General features: G+C 40.4%; 23 protein-coding genes. 16 read left to right on the top strand and 7 right to left on the bottom strand.

Annotated features, from left to right (window positions below):
* The coding region (locus G475_RS27555) for a fibronectin type III domain-containing protein (RefSeq protein ID WP_051302513.1) at positions 1-3,743 on the top strand (3,743 nt) is incomplete at its 5' end.
* A 318-nt stretch (positions 3,744-4,061) separates the two neighbouring features.
* Here G475_RS27555 and G475_RS0113295 read toward each other — a convergent pair.
* Complete coding sequence (locus G475_RS0113295; protein ID WP_026701717.1) at positions 4,062-4,865, bottom strand: hypothetical protein; 804 nt, start codon at positions 4,863-4,865, stop codon at positions 4,062-4,064.
* Positions 4,866-5,045: 180 nt separating this feature from the next.
* On the opposite strand from G475_RS0113295, the gene G475_RS0113290 reads away from it, so the two are divergent.
* The 12 genes from G475_RS0113290 (at position 5,046) to G475_RS0113235 (ending at position 14,981) form a co-directional block, all read left to right on the top strand.
* Entirely contained in the window at positions 5,046-5,447 is a 402-nt protein-coding gene (locus G475_RS0113290; RefSeq protein WP_026701716.1) for a hypothetical protein, read from the top strand.
* A 120-nt stretch (positions 5,448-5,567) separates the two neighbouring features.
* Positions 5,568-5,795, top strand: coding sequence for a DinB/UmuC family translesion DNA polymerase (locus G475_RS28025; protein WP_026701715.1), 228 nt, complete (start codon positions 5,568-5,570; stop codon positions 5,793-5,795).
* Positions 5,796-6,190: 395 nt separating this feature from the next.
* Positions 6,191-7,426, top strand: coding sequence for a DNA polymerase IV (locus G475_RS0113280; RefSeq protein WP_026701714.1), 1,236 nt, complete (start codon positions 6,191-6,193; stop codon positions 7,424-7,426).
* Positions 7,427-7,730: 304 nt separating this feature from the next.
* Positions 7,731-8,018, top strand: a complete 288-nt coding sequence (locus tag G475_RS25070; protein WP_035711173.1) for a hypothetical protein — start codon at positions 7,731-7,733, stop codon at positions 8,016-8,018.
* Positions 8,019-8,100: 82 nt separating this feature from the next.
* Positions 8,101-8,367: a hypothetical protein gene (locus tag G475_RS0113270; protein WP_026701713.1), complete on the top strand. Its 267-nt coding sequence runs from the start codon at positions 8,101-8,103 to the stop codon at positions 8,365-8,367.
* 86 nt (positions 8,368-8,453) lie between these two features.
* Positions 8,454-9,356 carry a hypothetical protein gene (locus G475_RS0113265; protein ID WP_026701712.1) on the top strand — a complete coding sequence of 301 codons (903 nt, stop codon included), beginning with the start codon at positions 8,454-8,456 and terminating at the stop codon, positions 9,354-9,356.
* 25 nt (positions 9,357-9,381) lie between these two features.
* Positions 9,382-9,573: a hypothetical protein gene (locus tag G475_RS0113260; protein ID WP_026701711.1), complete on the top strand. Its 192-nt coding sequence runs from the start codon at positions 9,382-9,384 to the stop codon at positions 9,571-9,573.
* Positions 9,570-9,926 (top strand): hypothetical protein, encoded by a 357-nt coding sequence (locus tag G475_RS26420; RefSeq protein WP_026701710.1) that lies wholly within the window; start codon positions 9,570-9,572, stop codon positions 9,924-9,926. Before G475_RS0113260 ends, G475_RS26420 begins: the two co-directional genes overlap by 4 nt.
* A gap of 21 nt (positions 9,927-9,947) precedes the next feature.
* The gene (locus G475_RS0113250; RefSeq protein WP_026701709.1) at positions 9,948-10,184 is read left to right on the top strand and encodes a hypothetical protein; all 237 of its coding nucleotides are present in this window, start codon (positions 9,948-9,950) and stop codon (positions 10,182-10,184) included.
* 108 nt (positions 10,185-10,292) lie between these two features.
* Positions 10,293-13,595 (top strand): helicase-related protein, encoded by a 3,303-nt coding sequence (locus G475_RS0113245; RefSeq protein WP_026701708.1) that lies wholly within the window; start codon positions 10,293-10,295, stop codon positions 13,593-13,595.
* A 15-nt stretch (positions 13,596-13,610) separates the two neighbouring features.
* Positions 13,611-13,760, top strand: coding sequence for a hypothetical protein (locus G475_RS27240; protein WP_156911699.1), 150 nt, complete (start codon positions 13,611-13,613; stop codon positions 13,758-13,760).
* A 75-nt stretch (positions 13,761-13,835) separates the two neighbouring features.
* Positions 13,836-14,981: an ATP-dependent DNA helicase gene (locus G475_RS0113235; protein WP_051302511.1), complete on the top strand. Its 1,146-nt coding sequence runs from the start codon at positions 13,836-13,838 to the stop codon at positions 14,979-14,981.
* Positions 14,982-15,028: 47 nt separating this feature from the next.
* Here G475_RS0113235 and G475_RS0113230 read toward each other — a convergent pair whose 3' ends face one another.
* The 3 genes from G475_RS0113230 to G475_RS0113220 form a co-directional block, all read right to left on the bottom strand.
* Complete coding sequence (locus G475_RS0113230; protein ID WP_026701706.1) at positions 15,029-15,295, bottom strand: hypothetical protein; 267 nt, start codon at positions 15,293-15,295, stop codon at positions 15,029-15,031.
* Between the two features lie 67 nt (positions 15,296-15,362).
* Entirely contained in the window at positions 15,363-15,803 is a 441-nt protein-coding gene (locus tag G475_RS0113225; RefSeq protein WP_026701705.1) for a hypothetical protein, read from the bottom strand.
* A gap of 16 nt (positions 15,804-15,819) precedes the next feature.
* Positions 15,820-16,611, bottom strand: coding sequence for a ParA family protein (locus G475_RS0113220; protein ID WP_026701704.1), 792 nt, complete (start codon positions 16,609-16,611; stop codon positions 15,820-15,822).
* 915 nt (positions 16,612-17,526) lie between these two features.
* Here G475_RS0113220 and G475_RS0113215 point away from each other — a divergent pair.
* Positions 17,527-18,123 carry a hypothetical protein gene (locus G475_RS0113215; protein WP_026701703.1) on the top strand — a complete coding sequence of 199 codons (597 nt, stop codon included), beginning with the start codon at positions 17,527-17,529 and terminating at the stop codon, positions 18,121-18,123.
* A 46-nt stretch (positions 18,124-18,169) separates the two neighbouring features.
* Here G475_RS0113215 and G475_RS0113210 read toward each other — a convergent pair whose 3' ends face one another.
* The 3 genes from G475_RS0113210 to G475_RS0113200 all read right to left on the bottom strand — a co-directional run bounded on the left by G475_RS0113210 (position 18,170) and on the right by G475_RS0113200 (position 20,446).
* Positions 18,170-19,099 (bottom strand): helix-turn-helix domain-containing protein, encoded by a 930-nt coding sequence (locus tag G475_RS0113210; protein WP_026701702.1) that lies wholly within the window; start codon positions 19,097-19,099, stop codon positions 18,170-18,172.
* Positions 19,100-19,111: 12 nt separating this feature from the next.
* Positions 19,112-19,546 (bottom strand): DUF5348 domain-containing protein, encoded by a 435-nt coding sequence (locus G475_RS0113205; RefSeq protein ID WP_026701701.1) that lies wholly within the window; start codon positions 19,544-19,546, stop codon positions 19,112-19,114.
* Between the two features lie 357 nt (positions 19,547-19,903).
* Positions 19,904-20,446: a hypothetical protein gene (locus G475_RS0113200; protein WP_026701700.1), complete on the bottom strand. Its 543-nt coding sequence runs from the start codon at positions 20,444-20,446 to the stop codon at positions 19,904-19,906.
* A 298-nt stretch (positions 20,447-20,744) separates the two neighbouring features.
* Between G475_RS0113200 and G475_RS0113195 the strand changes: the two genes are divergently transcribed.
* Complete coding sequence (locus G475_RS0113195; RefSeq protein WP_026701699.1) at positions 20,745-21,785, top strand: tyrosine-type recombinase/integrase; 1,041 nt, start codon at positions 20,745-20,747, stop codon at positions 21,783-21,785.
* Positions 21,786-22,457: 672 nt separating this feature from the next.
* On the top strand, positions 22,458-25,679 hold the full coding sequence (locus G475_RS0113190) for a type ISP restriction/modification enzyme (protein WP_026701698.1): 3,222 nt from the start codon (positions 22,458-22,460) through the stop codon (positions 25,677-25,679).
* Positions 25,680-25,880 lie beyond the last annotated feature (201 nt).

Here is a 25,880-nt window from a genome sequence, read left to right as displayed (position 1 = left end):
ATTATAACAGTACATTTACAAATGCTTACAGCACTTCAACAGTCAGTGGAGATAGTTATGTCGGTGGCTTATTCGGCGAAAATGAGGAGGAGATCAACAACGTATTTGCCTTAAACGACGTAGTAGAGTCTTCTGGGTCAGGCCGTGCAGGTAAAGCAATAGCGTCAAACAGTGGAGACTATAGCGGTGTATATATATTTGAAGCCATGCAAGAAATGCCGGGTACTCACGATGATTATTATAACTCCGTTTATACCACGGAGGATGCTACACAAGAATCGACTTATACGTTTCAGGGCTTTGGATTTGAAGGAAATGCCTTTAATCCTGGTCCATGGGTGATAGATGAAGGAGAAACCCTACCATATCTTCCGTTTTCGTCGGAAAAATCATCGTATGACGGAGAAACTGGTGAATGGGAGCCAATTGAAGAAGCACAGCCTGCTACTCCCGTTTTATCCGTAGAAGACCGCTCGACGAATACTATTGCTCTGACCTTAGAGGAAACCGACAATACCAACGAATATATCATTGAACGTCGCCCCTACGGGTCCAGTGGTAGTTTCGAAGAAATATACCGGGGGACGGAGACATCTTATACGGATAACGATGTTTCCAAAGGAAGGACTTATGAGTACCGTGCAACTTCCTCCAATGAAAATGGGGAAACAAGTGCTGACCCTGTAACGGCTTATACGTATCAAACCATCACTTTTAATTGGCTTCCGGTCTATGATAATAACGAAGAAGAAGCCGTGGAATATAAGGTGAAGAAAAACGGAACGGAGATAGACAGCACTTCTGGTCTCTCCTATACTGACACCGAAGCCATCCCAGGAGAAACGAATGCTTATAGCGTGACTCCGGTGTTTGCTGATGGGTCGGAAGGGGATGATATTGATTACGGTGATATCGAAACTCCGGAAGAAGACGAGGATACCGATATCGACCCGCCGGACGATCAGGATCAGGGAAATGAACCGGACGATGGCAACGACGATGACTCTGGAGACGATTCGAATCCGGACGATGGCAACGACGATGACTCTGGAGATGACTCGAACCCGGATGACGGAAACGATGATGACTCTGGAGATGATTCGAATCCGGATGACGGAAACGATGATGACTCTGGAGATGATTCGAATCCGGATGACGGAAACGATGATGACTCTGGAGATGATTCGAATCCGGATGATGGCAGCGACGATGACTCCGGTAATGATCAGACACCGGATGTCCCAGAAGAAGATGAAGAAGATCTGGAGGATCCGGATAATGGTAATATAAATGATCCATCCAATCCGCCGAACCCGATTGAGGACGATGAGGATTCCGATGATCTGGAAGATCCAGATGGTCCCGGCATGGATGTTGGCCCAGATTTTATACGCCTGGCGTGGGCTTCTATTCCAGGGGCGGATTACTATGAGATCGAACGGGACGGCTCTGTGATTACATCCATCGACGAAGAAGAAGGTAAGGATCTTTACAGTTATACGGATGAACCGATTGATACCTCCGTGAGGCATGATTACGAAATCATTCCGTATACTTCGGATGGAGATCCTATTGAAGACGAAGACGGCAACAATCCTGTTCCTCCGTTCTCTTCCCTGCCTCAGCCATCGTTTACCACGATGCAAGATGTTGAGGGTACAACGCTGGATGACTTATCCGATTATGAGAATGGAGCGACCGTAGCTGAGCCGAAAGCAATCGGTCTGCAGCTCCATGCTGAGTATGGGGAAGATGTTAACGAACATGAGGAGCTAACGCCAGAATATTATACCGAATCCGATGGCTGGACCAAATACGAGGATACGATAACGTTGGAGGAAAATGGAGATGTGTATCTACGTGTTCGTGCTGAGGAAGACGGAGAAAGCCAGGTCAGCCCGTATTTTGAATTGAATTTTGCCAACATTGTACCGGATTATACCAGTGAACCTTATGAGATTATCGAAGGTTTTCGTGGCGCTAAAGTCTTGACGATGGATGGCATGGAAGACGGAATTAAGGTGGAACTGAAACAAGATGGGAACACGAAGTATGAAGCCGAATCAAACGAGGAAGAGGCTAATCTTGGCAATGTGGATCCAGGAACTTATGACGTGTTCTTTGCCGGGCAGCAGCATGAGACACCTGCTGTTATTGAAGAGGAAAGTGACAACGGAGACGGGGAAAACGAAGAAGAAACCGATCCTAATGTTGAGGACTATTTGGATACCCCATTCACAGTAGAAGAAGGATTCCGAGGCAGTATGAGAGCCGTGTTTGAGAGCCTGCCGGACGGGATCAAGGTAACGCTGAAACAGGACGGCAGCGAAGTGGCTGCAGATACGTCTTCAGACAATAAGGCAAAATTCGGCCGCTTGGACGATGGAGAATATGAGCTGTACCTGGACGGACAGAAGCACAATGACCTGTATGTGGTCGGCAGTCCGGATGAGGGTGAAGAAGAAGGACCGGATGCCGGGGAGTACCTGGACACACCGTTCACAGTGGAAGAAGGATTCCGAGGCAGTATGAGAGCTGTGTTTGAGAGCCTGCCGGATGGGATCGAAGTTACGCTGGCACAGGACGGCAGCGACGTAGCCACAGACACGTCATCGAATAACACCGCCAGCTTTGGCAACCTGGACAGTGGAGAATACGAGTTGTACCTGGATGGAGAGAAGCATAACGACCTGTATGTGGTCGGTAGTCCAGATGAGGGAGAAGAAGAACCGAATGCTGGTGAATATATTGATACCCCGTTCACGGTAGAAGAAGGATTCCGAGGTAGTATGGAAGCCATTTTTGAGAGCCTACCGGACGGGATCGAGGTAACGCTGAAACAGAATGGAAGCGAAGTAGCATCAGGCACAGCTTCTGACAATAAAGTGAAGTTTGGCAGTTTAGATGATGACGGAGAATATGAGCTGTACCTTGATGGGCAGAAGCATAACGACCTGTATATGGTCGGCAGCCCGGACGAGGGAGAAGAAGAACCGAATACTGGTGAATATATTGACACCCCGTTCACGGTAGAAGAAGGATTCCGAGGCAGCATGGAAGCCGTATTTGAAAGTCTGCCGGACGGGATCGAGGTAACGCTGAAACAGGACGGCACCGCAGTAGAGACCAATACATCCTCTAATAATAAGGCTAGCTTTGGTCAGTTGGACGACGGTGAGTATGAACTATATCTAGACAACGAGAAGCATAATGATCTCTATGTTGTTGGGGATCCAACAAACGGAGAAGAGGACGACACCAACAATATGTTTACCGAAGTGCCATTTACTATCGAAAGCGGGTTTCGGGGCAGCATGGAAATCCTTTTTGAAGAAGGCGTTCTTCCAGACGGGACGGAGCTCGAGCTGAAACAAGATGGTCAAACGGTAAAATTGGATGATATTTCAAAAGGTAAAGGCATATTCGGAAGTCTCGACGATGGCGTCTATGACCTTTACGTAGATGGTTCTAAGCATCAATTCCAGTATGTTGTTGGAGATGCGGTAGCCGTCTCAGCCGATTTGACGGAAACAACCGGCGGATATCAGATAACCGTATCGGATGCTGTGGAAAATGACGTGGTGGCCGTATATGACGATGATGAACACGTTATGACGGCAGCCACCGATGAAGAGGGAAAGACTGTACTGAACGACTTAAATGCGGGAAGCTACAGCTTGTACCTGAATGGTTTTATCGGCCTGACAGATGGAGAGGATCCGATTACCCTTGATGTTCAATAAAAATAGCTAGAAAGGGAGAAATCGTGTGTGGGTATTTAGGCCTGCGCACGGTTTTTATTTATAATAAAGGAAATGGCTTATTCAAAAAATAAACAGTTAAATATCATTGAAAGAGGAAACAACAAAAAAGAAGAAATCTTATTCCATCAAGCAAGGCATCAGCTCTACTTATTTTTTTATGATAAACCTAGTAAAAAAGATGGCATAAGTGGTAAAAGCCGTCCTCCGTATTTAAAAACCCACGGCTAACAAAGGAACAAAGCCTATATCGACCGTGGGTTTCTTTATGTTTTCTCAATTACTACTTTAAGTTGGGAATTAATGCTTGTGATATAGTGTTTCATGACCAATTTGTAAAGAGCAGTAAGCTGCCATTTCTTCTTGGTTACAAGTATTATGGGTTATGCAATTAAATAGAGCTCCCATATCACAATCACTGAGAACGAAATTAATGTAAGCTTGAGGATTCGTTTTTCTTAAGTGTTTATCATTGGATTGAGGGCCATTAAATCTATTACAATGAACCCAATCTCCATCTGAATATGTCTCGCCGTATGCTAGAGTACCAATCATGTCTTCATGTTTACTATCCATGTTTTCAAACATTTGGCTGGCACTTTTTTTAACAATAACCTCATACGAGCCATTTTCTTGTTTTTTAACTTCTTTTTCTTCTTCCCCGATTTTTACTTCAATGGTTTCATCATTGCTTTCTACATCAAAAGTTCCATTGTGTATTGTTTTTTCCTCACCGTTTACTTGAAGTGTACCTTGATCTCCATTATTTTGATCATAGTTTTCTATTTTCATTCCATATTCTTGTTCAGCCTTTTCAAGATGTTCAGAAACGGAACGGGTTAAAACAGGCACTCCGTTTTCTAATTCCCATCCTTGTTCTTTTAATATTCTCTTTTGTTTTTTGGTAGCACTGTCCCAATCCATATCTTCAGCTGTATATTTTAAGATGAGTTCACCTTGAGGTTTTTCAGCCATCTCTGTAGCCGAAGAGTTGGTTTCAAGAGGTTCAGAGTGTGTAGAACCTTCTGCTGCGAAGGTTACGTTTGAAGTTGAAACAAGAAAACCAGTTGCCAATACTAAGATTGTTCGTTTTAATTTTTTCATAGTATACCTCCTAGAAAATTTTTACACAATAAGCTTACTAATTAATTGGTAAAAAGTAAATAAATATCCAGAAAAAAAATAAAATGTATATATAATCCATCAAAACTATTGAAATAATTACAACTACAGATTAATATTATAGTGTTGACGACGATAATTATTGAGTTGGGGGATATTGGTATGAAAAAAAATGTTTTACTTTTAGTTTTGGTATCTATAATAAGTTTATTTGGATGTAATGCCGAAGGGATGCCAGTTGATAAAGATATAAAACGTGTCAAAATAGCAGAATCTTCTGGTTTTGGAGGTTTAAATGAAAATTTTATTATGAATATTGAGGATAGTAATAAATTAAAGGATTTCCAAGCTTTAATGGAGAGTGCTGAAAAAAAAGATATTAAAGTCGATAAACCAATTTATGATATGCAGATTATATATGAAGATGACACGAACAGAGGCTTACATTTATCTCAAAAAAATGGAGAGTTAACACTAATGTTTATTGGCCATGAAGAAGATGTATATATTCCAAGTCCCGAATCGTCGAGAAATGTCAAAGAAATTTTAAGTAATTCGAATTAACTTCTTAATTTGGACAACAAATGCTCTCCCTATTTCGGAGAGACAGCCTTTTCATTCTTTTATTGATAGGGGGGGTACCATCAGGAAAATGCGGATTTACAACGCTAAGCCCATTTCCAAGTGGATTCTCCCATTTTTAATGATGAAAAAGTTATTTATCAGGCTGCAGTGGACTTATTTAAAAGACATTGGCAGGAATATCTAATCAGAAGTATTGGCGTCAGTATTAGTAGTTATCGCCAAATTAATTTATTTGAACCGGAGCTTGACCGAGAGAATCTAAATCTCACGATAACCGTATTAAAGACAAATATGGCCACACAGCTTTTATGTATGCTGCTTCATTAACGGCAGCTGGACCACCAAAAGAACGAGAAAGGAAAATAGGTGGCCATTATGCTTAATGACAAGCAGAAATTATCCTCTTGTTTTATTTTTTTCATTGTAGAAAGATTTTTCAGCTAAAGTAATTCCACGCTTGGCCATGTTTTTATCTTTATTTTTGAACATTTTAAGCTTCACTGTGTATGCAGATCTAGGAAATCCTCATATGTCCCAGTTAGTACCCCTCTTCTATTCTACTATCCCAAAGGAAATACCTTTTTAATAATTCACCTTTCGTTTTATCAATGATTTATATAAATTAGAGTTCGATTTTCATACTATTAAGCTTTTAAAAAATAAGTAATAAGGGTAAAATAAATTTTAGAAATAACAGAACGTATGTTCTAAATGGTGATCTTATGAAACGAACAATCCTGCTTGTCGATCTACAAAGTTTTTATGCCAGTGTAGAAAAAGTTTTAAACCCTGACTTAGAAAATAAACCAGTCGTTGTTAGCGGGGATCCGGAAAAACGCAGCGGCATTATTCTTGCGGCATGTCCGATAGCAAAACAATACGGGGTGGAAACCGCTGAACCATTGTGGCAGGCGTTAAATAAATGCCCGGAAGCAACCGTTATTTCTCCAAAGATGCAGCAGTATATTGATATTTCAATGGCAATCACCAATAGACTGCAAACGTACAGTGATCGAGTTGAGATTTTCTCTATCGACGAAGCTTTTGTTGACCTGACCAATCAGCCGCTCCTGCAATATTATACGGCGGAAGAGATTGCTATGATGATCCAGGATGATATCAAGAAGCATTTTGGCCTTTATATTCGCTGTGGAATAGGTATCGAAGCTAAAGTATTATCAAAAGTAGCCTGTGACCTCTCGAAAAAAACAAAAAGAGGCATTTTGAAGCTGGAGCCAGAAAACATCAAAGAGGTCATGTGGCCGCTTCCGGTTCATAAACTGTTTGGCGTAGGCTCCCGGATGGAGAAACACTTCCGGAAAATGGGAATTCGTACGATTGGGCAATTGGCCAATTATCCGCTAGATTTATTAAAAAAACGGTGGGGGGTCAATGGGGAAGTGTTATGGCAACATGCAAACGGGATCGACCCGTCCCCGGTTACAAATACATCTCATAATCGTCAGCAAGGTATTGGCCATCATATGACGCTGCCCCGGGATTATCAACCGGAAGATGTAGCAGTGCCGTTAAGAGAAATGGCCGAAGAAGTAGCCCGGCGCACTCGTGCGAATCAATACCGAGGCCACGTGGTTACTTGTGGGGCCCAGGGAGGGGATTTCAACCTGCCTACAGGATTTCACCGACAAAAAAAGTTACTCGAACCGACGAACGACGGGGGTGTCTTATACCGAGTGGCCTGGGAGTTGTTTCAGGCGAATTGGAATGATATGCCGGTCCGTAGCATTGGTATTAGCTTGGAAGCCCTGGAGGATGATACATATCAGCAACTTAGTTTGTTTGATGCAGAAACAACTGTGGGTAGAGAACACCTAAATCACACAATGGATAATATACGGGATCGGTTCGGAATGGATGCTATCATGTATGCTTCATCGCTTACAGAAGCCGGACAAATTCACGAGCGGGCGAATAAAATTGGAGGCCATTATAAATAAAGGGAAACAAGCTTTTCATTTTTGTGAGAAAAATGATATAATGAAGATGTATTATTTATTTTGTTGTTGAAGTTGCAGACCACCCTTACTTGCTGGTGGACAGCATACCTTGTCGTATTGTTTTGGGACTCATACACTCTACCATTTAGGCATAGAGACGATGAGTGAAAGTTTCGAAAGAAAGCATAAAATGTGATATATACACGCAGAAGGCGTATCGAAAAACACTGATGACCAGTGAGTTCGGTACGCCTTTTTTGTGTGTTTATATAAATTAATTTAAACCACGTAGGAGGAATCAAAAATGGAAAAAGTTTTTTGGAAGAATGAAAAGTGTGATCTCGAAATTGTGAAAGGGGCTTATCCAAATGGCCAAACCGCTATACTACTGACCACTGAAACCGGTGAACGCATGGCCACTGCTACCGTAGCGCTAAATGTTCCTATAAAGGAGAACGAAGTGTTAATTAAATCGTACTCCGAAAACAGCGGAATGATCGAGGCATTGATGCAGGCTGATGTGGTTGAACCACCAAAGGATGTTGTTCCTTGCGGGATGGCAACTGCTTTTCTATGCGAACTAAAAGGATAGGGTACTTTTGTTGGTTGTTAAATGTTCACTAAAATTATTTCGAAAGAGTTTCGATACTTAAGAGTAGAGAGAGGTTTATAGAATGGAAACGTTCAAACTAACAAACCGTCAAATGGAGACGGCATTAAAGGTAAAATTCGACTTGTACCATATGGAAGGAATGTATCAGGAAGATGATCACGCTAGATATTTTCTAGCTATCATTAAAGAAGAGTTGCCGACCACTCTATTTTTTGAATCACGATTGGTAACGGTCGATATAAAAGTCGAACATGACAATGAACGCGTATCGATGAAAGAACTCGGTCAAGAAGACTGGGAGCCCATTGGTATGATGGTTGATTATTAATTGTAGAGAAAATGGAAGCCTAAAAAGAAAGAATCCTCGATGTGTTAGACATCGGGGATTTTTTCATAAAAAAAGGAGAGACAGCAATGCAAAGTATTATTTCTTATCCAAGCCGGGGCCCCTGGGGCAGTCATCGTTATCGTGGCAATTGTACAGGGCATCTCATCAAGGACTTACTGAACTATTTTCAGCCGAAAAAATTCGTTGAGCTTTTTGCCGGGAGCGGTACCGGAAGGGATGTTGCCCGGCACCTGGATGTTCAAAACTCCGTTCATTTGGATTTGAACCCTACCTTCGGCGGATGGAATGCGTTGAAAGATGAAATGCCCACAGGAAGTGACTTTGTTTTTAGTCACCCACCCTACCACAACATTATTCCATATAGTGGAGAGGAATGGGGGCGGACGCCGCATATGGACGATTTATCACGATGCAGCAGTTATAAGGAATTTATTCAAAAGTTGAACGTGGTGAACGCGAAAGTCTATGCGTCGTTGACGAATGGGGGCAGACATGCTGTTCTCGTTGGTGATGTGAAGCAAGAGGGAACCTACTACTCCATTATCAAGGATATGGCGTATTATGGAGAACTCGAGCAGCACCTCATCAAAGTGCAGCATAATTGCCTGAGCGATTTAAAAACGTATCAGGGAGCTTTTATTCCGATCGTTCATGAACATGTACTGATCTTTCGAAAAACGGAAGTATGGATGATCCCAATTGTTCATGCTCGGCGGACGGAGCAAGATATCCGGCAGACCGAAAACGTGGTGACATGGAGGGACTTAGTACAAGCAGCTGTTCAAGCACTGGGCGGCCGCGGAACGCTCTCTCAGATTTATCACGAGCTGGCCAGCACGAAAAAGGCCTCCAATAATAAACATTGGAGGGAGAAAGTGAGACAAACCCTGCAGCTTCACGAGGAATTTATAGCTGTACGACGGGGGCTATGGTCTTGCGATCTCGCGGGATTTTCTGCGGCATCTTAAGCCTGTAATGAAAAAGGAGAGAGGAATGAAACGACAAAGTAGATGCATTGAGAAGCGCTCGAGCAAATCCCCCATAAGAAAGTTGGTAGCTACTTTATGGAATCCGCAGGGACATTATCCTTATGTTCATGAACATCTGCTGCGGATGGGGCGTTCTTTTGATCAGAAATCAATGGAAGACTATAAAAAATTACGAAATGAGGAGCGAATAAAATGACAGCATTAACCATTCAACTAACCGATCAACAGGCCGACTTTTTGGAGCGTTTTGCTCGTACCCAATATGACGGAGCGGAGGATAATCTTGCGACAAGAGAGCCACTCCATGTAGTTCAGACGAAAAAATACACGGAGGCTTCAGGAAGAAAAGAAAAGGTTCCGTATTGGGAAAATGTAGCGTTCTTCTTCATTCGAGGGGAAGCAGAAAAGTACGTGCAGTATCAATCCCACAATCTGAATGACCCATATATTTCTACACAGAGTCCGGGTTATGGCAACAACGGAGATTTTCCATGCTTCCGTGAATTGCTGTTGCAAATGGGATACGAACTGACAACCTCAAACGTGTAAGACAAATAGGAGGAATCAAAAATGGAATTAAGAATTGAAGTGAAAGCGAAAGCTATGGTTCGGGGATGGACCATTATGGAGTGCTGGAAGATGGTGAACGGGGAGGCTGTTGAAATCAAATATGTGAATGTAAACAGGCTCCTGAAAGCGGGAGTATTTCGGAAAGTGAACAGTTGCCGGCGGATTGAAGATTATTTCAATACCGTGGACGGCTACCGCTTCTTTGAAGATACCCCGCACCATCGCATGACCGTTTAAAACGAGCATCGCCCACAAAACAAATAGAAAAAGGAGGGACAGGCCCTTCATGTGTGCTTGATATAGACATGGAGGGACCCCCTCCTGCACGCATGTCGGGCTAACCACATGTTAAAAATACGAGTAACCGATGAGGGCAAGCAAGTTGAAGCCTATGTCAAAACTTTATTATCGATGGTAGCACCTTCGGGAGAAAAAATATTAATGGGAGTAGATATGGCCGGCAATTCCTCGTCCATTGCTTCGATTCACGCATCGTTGTACATGGTCACCTATGTTGAAATCATAGATGAAGAAACGGGGACGGTCGAGACGTATTATCCAACCCGGAGTTATCGAAAATTCACAATGCAGCACGGAAAGGTGGTTCATTGTTTTGCGATGCCGCGGGAAGCGGTAACCGCTGATTTTCAGGAAGAACTGACAGAGCGGTTTAAAACGGACCAAGAGGATCCGGCGTTTCCTAATCGGGTGATATTCGCCAAACATGGTGATATCCGAAAAGTAGCCGGGTATTTTATCGCCGATACGTATGGTTTACCGAAAACGGAGCGGTGGATGAAAACATACCTGGATATTTTTCAATCCTATTGGAAAGATATCGATGTTACCACGACCTCTTTATCGGGACCTTGGACCAACCTGAAAGCCATTGAATTGGAAGGACTGAAAGAAAGCCAGATTCTTGGCAAAATTGAAGCGGCTATTGTTGATGGAACCCTTCCGGTACGCCGGGATCATGTTCCTGATGCTTTAAAATCCGTCCAGGCTTCTTTTGAGGAAGATATGTCCACCGAAGATTATCTTCGAAGGAATGCCAATACCTTGGCTTCGAAGGTAGAACATCACCTTAAGCCCTTGTATGACGGCCGCTCCTTTTTCAGATATGTAGGGGAAACTGCCCGTATTAGTGTTCCGGCTCAGGCGAGAGCCGTGATGGGTTCGTACCACGTTCTTAAAAAGCATAACAGTGTATTTAATGTGGGTGATATGGGGACCGGTAAAACCCAGGTTTCCTTAACAACCGCTTATACGATAGCTCGTGAACGTGAAGACAGTGGGGCCCAAGATGGGCTTCGTTCCCTTGTTGTGGCACCATCAAATGTGCTTCCTAAATGGGCCAAGTCTGAAATCCCTGAAATCCTGGGACAGAAGGAATCCAAAATTATTAAAGCCAAGGATCTTTCCGACTATGTCGAAGGAAAACGAGCCTTGAAGCGAAAGGACCGGTTTCTGATCACCATACTCCACAATACGGAGGATGCTGCACAGTATATTAACGCTGTCCGAAACGGATGGAAAACTCCTCGCGGCACGATACACTTTGTTATGGTCACGACAGACCGGATGAAGTTATCGGCTCAAAAGTTCACTTTTGGCGGACGGTGGGATCGTTTCCTGCAGGTATGGCGCTCTCCAGATACCGGGAAGATTCTCCAGGCGCCGCCGGAGAAAATACACAAAGCAAGAAAACTGAAAGAAGAAGATGCTTATGCAAAATGGGTGGATGTTGTTGAATCACCAAAACAGCCGCCTTCAGAAAAGCAAATTCAAACAGCTCGGGAAAATGGAACGCTGGGGACGAACGGCCTGCCCATGGGGTATGTCAAACGGTGGAAAGAAGGCTTTCGTTCCTTCCAGGAGAATTACTCCAAAGAAGAAAAGAAAGATTGTTCGTTAGCCAGACCAGCCCAAAAGAAATGGAAAGAAGTTCAGGGTTCTCATCGCTGGATGATTGCTCAAATGCTACAGCGCATGCTTCCTTCCCATTTTCACCTGGGTATTTTTGATGAAATTCACCAAATGAAGGCTACGGACTCCGGACGAGGAGCGGCCTTCCATAAAATCCTCAAAAGCTGCCGGAAGTCAATGTTTCTGACCGGAACGTTGACAAACGGCGAATCCTCATCTATTTTCGCTACCTTGTGGCGAGCTTTTCCCAAAGAATTAATACAAGCAGGATTTAACCATAAAACGTCCAAAGAAGCCTGGGCTTCCCGTTATGGGGTTATAGAACGAACAACTAAAACGGGAGACGAGAAAAATGTTGGTTCCACCACGAATCGACATAAAGACAAAACGATCGTGAAAGAAAAACCTGGTATCGCGCCCCAGCTGGTGGCCAATCATCTCCTGGATAAGTGCGTTTTTGTGGAACTACAGGACTTAAACATTCCGCTGGTGGAATTGGAAGAAAAACCGGTCATTGTGGATCTTGATGACCAGCACCGTGTTCAATATAAAGTGCTGCATGAACAGATGTATGAAACATGCCAACGCATGCAGAATGAAATTGGCACCGGTGCCTGGGCTAAATTTCATCCTGCTACCTTAAATTACGCGGACCAACCTTCTGTTCCGGTAGAAGTTGTTTGGAAGAATAAGGGCGATTCTGAAGAGTTGGATCGTGTTGAGTCTCAGTCTTTTCCTGCCGATTATTTAACGGCAAAAGAGCGGACGTTAATTGGCCTTGTAGAGCGGGAGCTTGACGAGGACCGGCCCTGTATAATCTATAACAATTACACCGGACGGAGTGGCGACTACCGAACCAACCAGCGGGTGAAAAATACCTTGCAACAACAAGGCATTGACGCTCAGATCCTAGATGAATCCGTCAGCACAGAAAAACGGTTTGAATGGCTGGAAAAACAAGAAGAAGCGGGAACCAAAGTTATAATCACCAATATGAAACTAGTAGAAGTTGGTTTAGATTTGGTAAACTTTAACACTATTATCTATTTTCAGTTGTGTGATGAAGTCTCCACATTAAGACAGTCAAGTCGACGAGGGTGGAGAATTGGTGCTTCAAAAAAATGTAAAGTAATTTACCTTGTCAATAATGGAACGCAGCAAATGAGCCAGTTTAAACGGCTTATGTCTCGCCGCATATCAGCTATGATTACGGAAGGACGCATTGAACGTTCAGATAGTTTGGCGCAATATGCCGATGCTGGAGCCGGTCAATTGACCAACGATCTTTCCAAAGAATTAGCCTCCAGCGACCTGACAGCGGCCTGGGAAGATTTAGCCCAAAAAGATATCGACGATAATATAGAAATCGTGAAGGAAGATGAATTTAAAGATGCCATCACGAAGGCCTTTGAAAAGCTGACCGCTGAAACCAAAGAGCTGTGCGGTATAGATACGAACGAGGCTGTCAAGGAATGGATCGAAGAAGGAATGGACATTACCGAAGAGAACTTGGAAGAAATTCTTGCTCTCTTTGAATCCATTGACGAAGAAAACGTAGAGACAGAAAGGGAAGTGGTTTCTACTCAACCAGGCAACCCCCGTTATGATGAGAATCATGATATGGTGACGCACCTGGTTGAATTGAATAACCCCGAATCCCAAGACTCCTTGATAGAAGCTGCCAAAGAGGAACAATTGTCCCTCTTTGCCATGGCGTAATAAGGAGGGGAAACAATGAACGTATCAAAAGCATATCGAAAGTTTGTAACGGCTTCACATCCATACGAAGCCTACCGTGTCGTTGAAAAACTCACCCCGGATCAGGCCCGGGAATTACTAAAAATTATGGCGATCAACCAAAATCCAGAGAAAAATACAAACTAAAAGAAACGGAAGAAAAAGGAGCGGGAGACCGCTTCTTTTTCAATTCAATCGAAGAATAGAGGAGCGATTTGACGTATGACAACAACAATGCTAGCGTCTTCAATAACCCTGACAGAAACACAAAAGAATGCGATCAGTAAAGCAGTATATTGGTTTAAAAATGAAACCGATACCCAAAAAATATTTACGGTTGGTGGATACGCCGGTACTGGTAAAACTACGGTCGTTCGATCTCTGATTGAAGAATTGGGGATTAAAGAAAGCCGAGTCACGTATATAGCTTTTACTGGTAAGGCAGCTTTACAATTAACTCGAAACGGGAACAGGGCATCCACGATCCATCGTTTGATCTACGATGTGAAAGATATAAATGGCCAAGTTCGATTTGAAAAGAAAAACAAAGATGCTCTTGATTATGACTTGCTAGTGATTGATGAGGTTTCCATGGTTCCCAAAGATATCCTCGAGGATTTAAAAACTTTTGATATTCCAATTCTGGCTATCGGAGATCATGGACAATTAGATCCGATTGGAGAAACGAATGGTCTGTTAGAACATCCTGATGTTCAGTTAACGGAAATTCACCGCCAGGCTAAAGACAACCCCATTATTTATCTATCGATGCTTGCAAGGCAGGGAAAACCATTACCGAGAGGAGCATTAGGCAGTGAAGCTTTTGTTCTCCCCAAAAACGACCCACGAGTAAAAGCTGAGATGTTTCTCCGGGCAGACCAGGTACTATGTTCGTATAATAAAACAAGGCATCAGCTGAATATGAGAATGAGACAGCTTTTAGGGTTTCCGTCTCCTTCCCCTGCGGTACAGGATAAAATCATATGTACCAAAAACAACTGGGAAGAAAACATCGATGGAATGGCCTTGATTAACGGTCTGATTGGCAACATTCAGTGTGTAAAGAATAGTGAAGGCAGCAATGCTTTGAACATTGATTTCTTGCCTGAATTTATGGAAGAACCTTTCACCGAATTAGATACCCTGGTAGCCCCTTTTCTTGGTAAAAAAGTATCTCCAGCTCAGTACAGGTATTTTAATATGTTTGATTATGGGTACGCCATTACTACCCATAAATCCCAAGGCTCCCAATGGCCAAAGGTAGCAGTACAATATCAACCGATGGGTAACAAAGACAGCCAAAAGAAGTTATTGTACACTGCGATAACACGGGCCCAGGAGAAACTCATATTAGTGCTCCCAGCATAAAAAAAGGATTCCATCTCTCATACGAAGAGGTGGAATTCCTTTCTTTGTTAATTTTGAACATAGGTAGAAGTAACTTCTGCACCATCCCTGATCTTAAGAATAGAATCTGTAAAGTCAACAATATCGTTCATGTTTACTACCCAGTGTCTTCCCTCTGACTTATCTTCCTCATTATCTTTATAATATTTATTTATTTCTATATGGGCTTCTACAGCGCTTCTTGCCGGTACATAGGCAATAATGTCATCAAACCGGAAGAAAGAACGGTCCTCTAACTCTGTTTTTAATACAACAAAAGATTGTTCCTCTTGCATTTGACATTCTCCTCTCCTTAAGACGAAATTTAGCTATCAATAAAATGATATTTTCTCATCTTCCCCTTTAGGAATCTTCGTTATAATATTCTTTGCTCATTTTAATAATATAATCATACAGGGCTTCATTAACTATTCTAGTTTTTTCACCTTTTTGTTTATTTGCCAGACGGTTGATTGCCTTTAAAATGTCATTCTTTACGTAAAACGTATCTTTAGTGTGTGTATCTTCAAATTTTAACTTTTTCTGTTTAGGTCGTTTCTTAACAATAGTATCTGCTAATTGTGTTAAATCTTTTGGTTCCTCATCTAATGAATTATTTTGGGTTTGGGAATCATTATTTATTGCTACATCGTTTTTATTTTCACTTGTGTTTACGTTTGTATTTTCATCATCAAAATTATCAGTATGACTTTCCCACAGTGCATCATGCGCTTTGTTTCCTTTGCGCTCTCCTTCTGTTTTATTTCTTAAGTTTTCTGCCATTTCTTTTCTTTTAGAAGACAATTTGCTGCTCCTCCTCTCAGGAATTATTAGTAGTATTAATCGTATCAAGTAGTTCTTTTACAAAAACAATATAAGGTTCTAAAACTTCCTGATCGTTTTTAGTGGAATGGGAGATTCCTGTATTTGAAAATTCTTTAATTCTACTTCGTCTTTTAATAATACTGTTAAAAACAATATCGTCATACACTTCCTTAACAGAATCTAATATTGTTGAGTCTAATACTACGCGGCTATCTAACATTGTGGTCAAAATACCTGCTAAGTATAAGTCAGGATTAGTATGTTCTTTTACTCCATTAAGGAAATCCATGTATCGATCTAATGCATCATAACTTAAAGGGTCGCTTTGTAAAACAACGACGGTATAATCGGAAGCGGTAAGGCCGTTAATGGTTTGGTCTCCTAAATTGGGTGGTAAATCGATAACAATATAGTCATAATCATGTTTAATAGGTTCTAATATTTCTTTTAGCAATTGAGATGGATCACCTTTACCTCTATAAGTGGTATGAAGATATCTATTTATAGTAATGAGATAATCCTCAGCAGGTATAATGTGAAGGTTGTCCGTTATTCTATGAATATATTTTTCAGCATTCTTTTCTTTCATTGCTTCCAGAATGGTATATTCATGAAAATCATAGATGTTTTGTTGTGTTAAAAATAAAGTCATGTTGCCTTGGCTATCAAAGTCAATTGCTAACACCTTATAATTATAATATTCAGCTAGAAGGTAACTAGTAATACTTGCAGAGGTTGTTTTACCTACGCCTCCTTTTTGCAAACCAAAGCTTATGGTATGTCCCATGACTAACCCCTTCCTATAACATTAATACATACAGTTTAATATAAGAATAAAAATAAAACAAGTAAACATAGAATAATAAACGTAAACGTAAGCAAAAACACTTGTGTTTTTGCAATTAAAATTACTGTTCTTATATTAAAGCAGCATTTTCATTGTCTTTATGTTAATATCGAGAAATTTTGTCCCCATAACCCCTTGAACAATTAAGATTATACGAATAATTCAATATGCAATTAATATAATAGCAAGTGTATAGAAAAATATCAATATTTTTACTTTGACAAACGTTTGTAGAAACACAAGCGTTTTTATTTTACAAATCAACTGTATTGTGTATTTTAAAAGCATTAACAAAAAGAAAATTGAACTTGATTACAATTAGGTGTTTAAAACAGCGAAGGGAAATAAGTGAATAATAAAAAGATCGGCTCATGGTAGGCCGATCTTTTTCTGCTCCCAAATAGGAGCAATCAAAAATGGAATTGAAATCTTATTATAACATATTGTCAGGATTAATTAAATGATTTACATAAGTTAAGCATTTTGCACGATTATTAGAGATACGTCGCTAGGGGCAAATGCTTCCTCGTAGCCATGACTGGTGGAAGATATGGACGGGTCAGTGGTCACATACATGTAATGTAAAGACTTTAATAAATACTGCTAATCGTTTTATACAGGTTGAGATTGCGAAAATCTTGGTGAATTGCTTTTTTGGTCATGTTAATTCTGGCTTTGGAATGTGTGTCAGAAAAGAAATAGATACTCCAATATCACATTAAAAACCATCGTAGTCAGACTAATTTATTTCCGATAAATATCTTATATAGTATTTTCTATCATAAATTAACACAACATGTAGATGATCCTATCATTTAGGTGATATAATTAGGGAATAGAAGAGGGGGATTTTATATGGCCGTTACAAAGGAAGTAATGAAAAATACAACGCTGCAGATTCTAATTCTCAATATAGCGCTTCCAATAGCTTGCGGTTATTTTGTAAATAACTTTAGAATCACTCAATTATTAGGAATACCTGGTTATGTATATACTTCCCTATTAATTATTCTATTTTTTTGGACAATATATGGAGTATTCTCGATATATAGAAATTGGGTCATTAAAGTCAGAGAATCAAAACAATATAATCCTACAAGTTTTAAAGGAGGTTTTTATAATGCAGGGAATCCCCAAATATATTATGAATACGGGGGATTTAAATGGATTATTTATATCGAAAATAGAGACATACACGTTCAATTTTCACATACAACCCAATATTCTATTGATATTGATCATGTGATAGGACCTTTATGTCCAAAAGAAAATTGCATATCTGATTTAAATATGGTTAAAACCTATTTTGGTAAGTATAAGTTCACTTGTCCAGCTTGTTCCTTCAATAGAACAAGAAGTAAAAATGCAAACACTTTAGCAAGAGACATGAAAAAAACTTTGTACGGGCATGTGAGAAGAGAAGGGTTGAACCAGCTTGATATAAGGAGGTAATACAATATAAAATTTTTATATAATAATTGTAGCCCCCATTAGTTCATTAATCGTTACCTATTAAAATTCGTTTTATGTAGGAATGAATATCCTCATCTTCTCGTTTTAAAGAGTGCAGCGCATCCAATTCCTGCTTGCTAAAATAGGTTGTCACCGGAATCGCATCGCTATGAATCGCTATCCGCTCTTGTTTCCATTCTACATCCCCTTCAATCAGTCCGCTCAGCAAGAGCGAAAAATCCGCTTCCGTTCCCGTAAAGGAACTGCTGCGGATCCGCATCTTGTAATTCCCCTGGTGATCATCCAACACTTGCATATTCGAAGGCCCGATATCGTGCATCATCCGATACAACAGGTCATACAGCACATGATTACCGCTTCGAGGCATCGGAAACTGAAACACAGCATGTCCTTTTCGGCGGCTGTATGGGCGTTCCGGCCAGTTGTCCTGGGACTCGAAATCTTTTGACGGCAACGTGCTCTGTCCGTGTTCCCAAAGCACACGGACCGGCCGCACCTGAATGATCCGGCCGGTCTTCCCGTTCAGCGATACGGGCGCAAATAACCGGTGCCCCTGGTGGTAGGGTTTCAGTTTGGTACCGATATCGCTTGCAGAAGTCTCCTGGTTTCCAAGCAGCTGCCGCACCCGTTCGCACTCAGCCCGGGAAAACACGAGCCGGTGCTGTTTTCCAATATAAGTATCATGCGCCTGGATAGTTCCGTTCTGGCGGAGCTTGGATACATACTGCGGGGTGACGCCGATAACGTCCGCTGCTTCCCGGAGCGTTAATCCGCGTAATTCGACACGTTTCAACAAGTCCTCAACTTCCCGTGTATCAAACAAGTACCCGCCATCAATGGAGCGGGTTTCTTCATTGATGGGATGTAGTTTGTCTTCCGCAATCCAGCGGTAGATAGTAGCTCGTGATTTTTTTGCCGCTTCCTGAACCTGCTGGACCGTCATAAAATGTTGCATAGTCATCCGCTCCTATCTTCTTATCCGTGCCTGCATGCCGTCTATCGGCTGCTCAAAGCCGAAGGCTTTGGCATAATAACGCCCATGATGTTCAATCGTGGTAAATACCCAATAAGGACCATCTTCATCGGCTACTAATAGTTCGCAGGCATCGCCGCTGGTTAATTCCGTACCATCCGGAAAGGCAGGGCGTCCGTTACTCTGTTTCATGAGCGGTCCTTCTACCGCAATCTTTTTATGGAGGTACCGCAGACGACGGTGAACATCATCCAGCTGATCCAGCAATCGGGTGTATTGGTAAGTCAGAAACACTTCATCGGCATCCTCCATATCATAGGCGATCTGCTCCCCGGTATGGCCGCCGCCAAACTCAAGAACCCGTTCGATCTGCTGCTGAAGAGTTTGAAATTCTTTCTTCATGGTCTCGAGGGAACAAAGGTTATCCAATATTTGATCATCCTCTCTAAGGTATGCGTTCTATGTATCCTATTCACGAAATCTTTTGCAGGAAAAGTCAATTATTCACCACTCATTAACTGTTTTTATTTCCTAATCATCAGATGCTACATAAGTCATTTGGATTTAAACAACTTTTTTCTCCGTTTAATTTCTTTTTTTACTCCCATTTTTTCACGATATAAATGAGACATAAATTCTAACTTAGTACCTTTAAAATCAAAAGGCTTTGCCACATTTGTTTTTAATTTTTTATACTGTTAATTAATGATACAAGATAGTCTTTTAACTCCTTGTCCGCCAGTTTTGAAATATTTCTCACCATAATTGAATTCCTTTCAACCTTTCTTATTTTCTTTTGTTCGTCGTCCCGCTAAATCTACGAAAGAGAAATTGAAATGATAAGATCGTAAGAGCTATGGCAAAGGGAAATTTTAAAATTGTACTTTCTTCTAGTTGGATTTGTGAAAAAAGTAATTGAACGATTTTGACCGAGAATAATTGAAGTAAAATCAACGTGATTATGGCAGCTCCTATGATTCCGATAATCCCCAGCATGTCTTTTGCTGCAGGTATTAAAAAATGCTTCGAGATATTTTTATGCTTAAACAGACGGTCGATAGGCATGAAAAACAAAAAGATTAGCGCGAGGCCATAGACGGGGATAGTAATCATCGTTAGAATACCATCAGGTACGGTATGGATAGGGAGCAACAAAAAATGTTGTTCCAAAGCTTCAGCGTGGATAATAGGAAATGGATAAACTAAGGATAAACAAATCCCTGTTAATAATCCAATGACACTAATTATAAATAACGTTGCGATATATTCAGGTTGAAGGTCATACCTAAACACTTTCTTCTTGTTCCAACTTGCTTCGTTATTTTCCATTTATAAAAACTCCTTTCAATTAGATAAATAAAATTCAAAATAAAATGAATAGTAGTACATATTACTATTTTCCATTTTTAACTTGTTTTATTGTACCATAAATAGTTGTGTTGTAAATTAGATGATATATAAATAATATACCTAAAGAAATAGTCGCTTTCTTTATGTAAGTTATTAATATTTCAAATACAACAATTATAAATGATGGTACAATAGTGGTGGAAAGACATGGAATGTATATCATTTAATATCTGTTTATAGATCAGTCAAATTAAAGGACGAAAGGGGAGAGGAACCGATGGCCAATATCCAGCAGGGGGCCGATTCTTCCACGGTTTCCCATTTAGACTTACGCCGAAAAGCATCCTTTTTGGATACGGCGCATTACTATGCCATATCGCAGCAGGGTTTTGATGGGGTGAACTGGGAGCGGATCCCGGACGAATATCTGTTGTATATCTACTTGCATAAAAGCCCGAAAATGAATGAGGACCGCAGCAGGCGGACCATCGATAAATACCTGGAATCCCTGCGGCCGTTTTTGGCATTCGCTGTCGAGCACGGGGGTGTCCGTTCCCTTACACCAGCACTCGTTTATTCATATCAATTACAGCTGCAGCGGAGCGGCTCCTACGCTTCAGCCACGTTGGCCCGTCATACGTCGGTGATCAAGCAGTTCCTTCTGTTTCTATACCGCGAGGGCATGATTGCAGAGAACCTGACCACGAAAATGGCGGGGGTGAACATTGAACACCATGTAAACCGGGATCTGCATGATGAGGAAGTCCAGGCGTTACTGTCGCATTTTCGGAGCGAAAACCGATTCATTTATACGATGTTGTACGTGCTGCTTAGCACGGGGATGCGGATTGAAGAACTGGCCACTGCGAAGTGGAAGGATGTATATTGGAGGGACAAAGAAGAAGCCTACTTTTTGACTGTCACAGGCAAGGGAGATAAGCGGCGGATTGTTTTGCTATTTGAAGATGTCCTGGATGTCGTGAAAGCATTCCGGATGCGCCGGGGGTGTGAGGTTGAGAGTTTCACCGGAGAAACGGCGTTTTTTCCTAAACCAGACGGTCGTTCTTACAATGCCACATATCTCGGTGCGACCTTCTCGAAACACGTGAACACGGTCCTGGACCGGGAACATCCTATCACTCCGCATACATGCCGGCACTATGCCACTCATTACATGCTGGAGCGGGGAGCGGATATGGATTCGGTCCGTGCTATGCTCGGTCATGCTTCCATACGAACGACCGAAGCTTATACCAAAGGGGAAAGGCAGCACGGGGAGCATGCAGCGGCTAAGATTAAGCAGAAAACTTTTCAATAAGATATAAAAATATCGAGAGATATTGAATATGTAAACAAATTGTTAAGGGAGCAGAATCAGAGACAAGTAGAAATAGCTGTAGTAATAAGTGGAGATGACGCAGCTTCATTATTGTGTTGTATTTTCATTTCTTATTTTCTTTTTTTATTACAACAAAACTTATAAGAACAAGCTAGAGCAAATAAAAATTCGTCCTCTAAGTAGCAATAATACATATTCACCTGCATTGGCTTCTCCTTTAAAAGTTTAATTATATTAGGGGAAAATACCATAAAATTGGTAAACATTTCAATATGCTTCGATTCGGAAGACCGAACGGTATACGAAAAAAGAAAAGTAGCATGCGGATGCTGAACATGCCTTAGATACTTTAGGGACATAAAATTCTTTGTGTAAGAGGGATTCTCTATGATAAAAGTATGATATTATAGAAACTAATTAGATTAGATTCTGTAGAAGGGTGAAAGTTTGATACCTAAAAAAATTGGAGAATATCAAGAAGATTAGTATTTGTGGTATAAAGAAAGATTTGGGGCGCGTTTAGCTAATCACGCGCCTTTTTGTATTGAGCCATGTACTACAATGAAAAAAGGATGTAGAATACCACTTATTTTGACCTTTAAAAGGTAAAGAGATGTATTTAGCATTAATAAATAATGGGGAGGGTGTTCTTTGAAGTCAGAAATCCGAAAGTATCTTAAATCTATATCCCACGAAGCAAAATCTAGACGTTCCACTGAGCATACTTTTCGTCCTGCAATAAAGCAATTACTTGACGCTTTTCACGGAATCTCCGCTATAAATGAACCTAAACGACAAAATATAGGAATGCCTGATTTCCTTATCTCAGATGGTTACATTCCTATAGGCTATATTGAAACCAAGGATATTAGTACCTCATTAGACGATGTAGAAAGAACAGAACAAATATCACGTTACTTAAATGGATTAGAAAATTTTATTCTAACAAATTATATTGAATTTAGATGGTACGTTAGAGGAGAGCATCGTAAAACTGTTTCATTAGGAATTCTTCAACCTAACTATACTATTCAAATAAAAACAGAAGGTTTAAGTAGTTTTATAGAAATGTTGAAAAACTTCTATAATCAATCTTCTTCTACCGTGAATTCTTCAAAAGAATTAGCAGAACGGATGGCAGCTATGGCAAAACTAATCTATGAAGTTATTGATAAAACATTTGTAAAAGGTTCTAATCGTGACAAAAATCTCATGAGGCAGTATGAAACACTGAAACAAACTGTAATGCACACCTTGACACCTATCGAATTTGCAGATATGTATGCTCAGACTATTGTATATGGGTTATTTTCAGCTCGTTTAAATGTTATTGAAGATGCCTTCACCAGAGAAAAAGCAGGATTTTTAATTCCAAAGACAAACCCCTTCTTACGTGAACTATTTAATCATTTGGCCGGCCCATCCCTTAACGATTCTTTAATATGGATAGTTGATGAAGTGATTCAGCTTTTAAAAAACACTGATGTTCGAAATATTCTTAAAGAGTTTGACTCTATAAAAGAAGATCCTATGATTCACTTTTATGAAACATTTCTTAATTTTTACAAACCTGAAGAGAGAACTACTCGCGGCGTGTATTACACACCAACGGCTGCGGTCAGTTTCATGGTACGGAGTTTAGATAAAATTTTAAAAAACGATTTTGATTTATACGAAGGCTTAGCTGATACTAGCCAAACCATTACTAGAGAAGAAATCATTAGTAAAAACCAAACTAGAAAATATTATATACCTAAAGTTCAGATACTTGATCCAGCAGTTGGTACTGGTACCTTTCTTCATAAAATTATCGACCATATCTATAAAGACTCATTTAAGAATAACCAAGGTTTATGGTCAGGTTATGTAAGAAACAATTTACTCCCGAGACTTTATGGTTTCGAGCTTTTAATGGCTTCTTACACCATAGCCCACATGAAGTTAGACTTAAAACTTAAGCAGACAGGTTATAACTTTGAAGGTAGTGATCAAGACAATCGACTTCGTGTTTTTCTCACCAATACCCTAGATAAACCTGGTGAAACCAACAATCCCTTATTTATGAGTCAATTTATAGCAGGTGAAGCTGAGTCGGCAAATAAAATTAAAAGTAATGAACCTATTATGGCTATTATTGGGAACCCACCATATTCAGGTGATTCTGCTAATGATATAGAATGGATGAAACAATTGATGCGGGGTTTTGATGAAACCACTGAAAAAGTTGTTGAGTCTTATTTTAAAGTAGATGGCCAGCCATTAGGAGAACGCAATCCGAAATGGTTAAACGATGATTACGTGAAATTCTTACGGTTTGCTCAGTGGAAAATTGCACAACGAGGGTATGGGGTGGTGGTTTTTATTACCCCACACGGTTTTTTGGATAATCCAACTTTCAGAGGGATGCGTGAAAGTCTTATGAAGACCTTTGATGATCTATACGTTATTGACTTACATGGCAACGCAAACAAAAAAGAGGGTATTTCAACCAACGATCAAAATATATTTGACATTAGGACGGGCATTGCAATTAGTCTATTTATTAAGAGGGATAATAGGAGAAAAATAACACGCGTTTATCACACAGAGATGTGGGGGAGCAGAGAAGAGAAGTATGAATGGCTTAATACAAATGACATTAAAAGTTTATTTTGGACAAAATTAAAACCTAAAAAACCATTTTACTACTTTTCTCCACAACTCTCTTCATACACCAATGAATATTATGAAAGAGGAGTTAGTATAACCGAGGCAATGCCAGTGCACTCGACAGGCATTGTAACGGCGAGAGATCGTTTTACTATTCATTGGAATACTGAAGATGTTATGGACACAATATCTACTTTTGTTAATCTAACACCAGAGGAAGCAAGAGACCACTTTGACTTGTCTAGAGATGTTAGAGACTGGAAAGTTCACCTGGCCCAAGAAGACATAATTAATACAGGACAAAGTGATGAAAATATTGTACCTATACATTACCGTCCATATGATATTCGGTATACCTATTATACTGGCAAGAGTAGAGGCTTTTTGTGCATGCCGAGAGCTAAAACTATGAGAAACATGATTGAACGTGATGATAATATTGCTTTGGTTACAACCAGGTTAACAAAAGGAGAGTCTTTCAATCACCTGCTGGTTAGTCGACACATAATTGATTCCATAACACTTTCTGATAACTCATCAAACCGCTCTTATATTTTTCCACTTTTATTTAAAAATACAAAAAATTCTCGAACAGAAGTGAATTTTTCTCCTAATTTTATCAAAACGCTTGAACAAAAAACACGACTAGTAGTTGATAAAAAATGCTCCAACATAGATGATGAAAAAAAAGATAACAAAGAGCAAAGTCGAATAGATCCAATTGATATTTTTGGTTATTTGATTTCTATTTTATCGTCAACACTTTACAAGGAACGATATGCAGAGGAATTGACTCGCGATTATCCACACATCCAAATTACATCAAACCCCACTTTATTCTTAAATCTGTGTAAAAAAGGGAAAGATTTAACACGTGTTCTATTACTTGAATATGAACCTAGTTTAAAAACAAACTTTCCAGTCGAAGGAACGAATGTGGTTGATCATAACGCTATCAAATTTAAGTATTCTGACGATGCAAAAGGACAGTTGTGGTTAAATGAAAAACAATTTTTGGAGAACGTACCAATTGAAGCGTGGGAGCATATGGTTGGTGGGTATCAATTGCTTTCCAAGTGGTTAAAGGTTAGAGATGGCAGAAAGCTAGAATATATTGAGCTTAAACATCTTCAGCATTTAATTGCTATGATTATTGATAGTAGTAAAATCATTGTAGAAATTGATGAAATAATTACTAAAGAGGGGGGATTTCCATTATTGTGAATCTAAAGTAATATATCATTAAGCCTTTATCCCGTTATAATGATGCATCTTGAAGACCAAATCCAACTTGGATTGGTCTTTTATTAGGGTGTGCCCGCATGTGTGAGTACGGCGGACGACTTCTTTTCCCTCTTTTCCCACTTATGCCACCTCACTTCTGCCAAACTGGATCGGTTGGTCAGCGAGATGGCAAATGCCTCA

Source organism: Salibacterium aidingense DSM 18341 (assembly GCF_000429685.1).
Lineage (GTDB): Bacteria > Bacillota > Bacilli > Bacillales > Marinococcaceae > Salibacterium > Salibacterium aidingense.
This window is presented reverse-complemented; position numbering and strand designations above follow the sequence as displayed.

Bases quoted from the DNA above. Each gene is read 5' to 3' on its own strand.
- G475_RS0113295 (WP_026701717.1), bottom strand. From the start codon at position 4,865: ATGAAAAAATTAAAACGAACAATCTTAGTATTGGCAACTGGTTTTCTT.
- G475_RS0113290 (WP_026701716.1), top strand. From the start codon at position 5,046: ATGAAAAAAAATGTTTTACTTTTAGTTTTGGTATCTATAATAAGTTTA.
- G475_RS0113280 (WP_026701714.1), top strand. From the start codon at position 6,191: ATGAAACGAACAATCCTGCTTGTCGATCTACAAAGTTTTTATGCCAGT.
- G475_RS25070 (WP_035711173.1), top strand. From the start codon at position 7,731: ATGGAAAAAGTTTTTTGGAAGAATGAAAAGTGTGATCTCGAAATTGTG.
- G475_RS0113270 (WP_026701713.1), top strand. From the start codon at position 8,101: ATGGAAACGTTCAAACTAACAAACCGTCAAATGGAGACGGCATTAAAG.
- G475_RS0113265 (WP_026701712.1), top strand. From the start codon at position 8,454: ATGCAAAGTATTATTTCTTATCCAAGCCGGGGCCCCTGGGGCAGTCAT.
- G475_RS0113260 (WP_026701711.1), top strand. From the start codon at position 9,382: ATGAAACGACAAAGTAGATGCATTGAGAAGCGCTCGAGCAAATCCCCC.
- G475_RS26420 (WP_026701710.1), top strand. From the start codon at position 9,570: ATGACAGCATTAACCATTCAACTAACCGATCAACAGGCCGACTTTTTG.
- G475_RS0113250 (WP_026701709.1), top strand. From the start codon at position 9,948: ATGGAATTAAGAATTGAAGTGAAAGCGAAAGCTATGGTTCGGGGATGG.
- G475_RS0113245 (WP_026701708.1), top strand. From the start codon at position 10,293: ATGTTAAAAATACGAGTAACCGATGAGGGCAAGCAAGTTGAAGCCTAT.
- G475_RS27240 (WP_156911699.1), top strand. From the start codon at position 13,611: ATGAACGTATCAAAAGCATATCGAAAGTTTGTAACGGCTTCACATCCA.
- G475_RS0113235 (WP_051302511.1), top strand. From the start codon at position 13,836: ATGACAACAACAATGCTAGCGTCTTCAATAACCCTGACAGAAACACAA.
- G475_RS0113230 (WP_026701706.1), bottom strand. From the start codon at position 15,295: ATGCAAGAGGAACAATCTTTTGTTGTATTAAAAACAGAGTTAGAGGAC.
- G475_RS0113220 (WP_026701704.1), bottom strand. From the start codon at position 16,611: ATGGGACATACCATAAGCTTTGGTTTGCAAAAAGGAGGCGTAGGTAAA.
- G475_RS0113215 (WP_026701703.1), top strand. From the start codon at position 17,527: ATGGCCGTTACAAAGGAAGTAATGAAAAATACAACGCTGCAGATTCTA.
- G475_RS0113210 (WP_026701702.1), bottom strand. From the start codon at position 19,099: ATGCAACATTTTATGACGGTCCAGCAGGTTCAGGAAGCGGCAAAAAAA.
- G475_RS0113200 (WP_026701700.1), bottom strand. From the start codon at position 20,446: ATGGAAAATAACGAAGCAAGTTGGAACAAGAAGAAAGTGTTTAGGTAT.
- G475_RS0113195 (WP_026701699.1), top strand. From the start codon at position 20,745: ATGGCCAATATCCAGCAGGGGGCCGATTCTTCCACGGTTTCCCATTTA.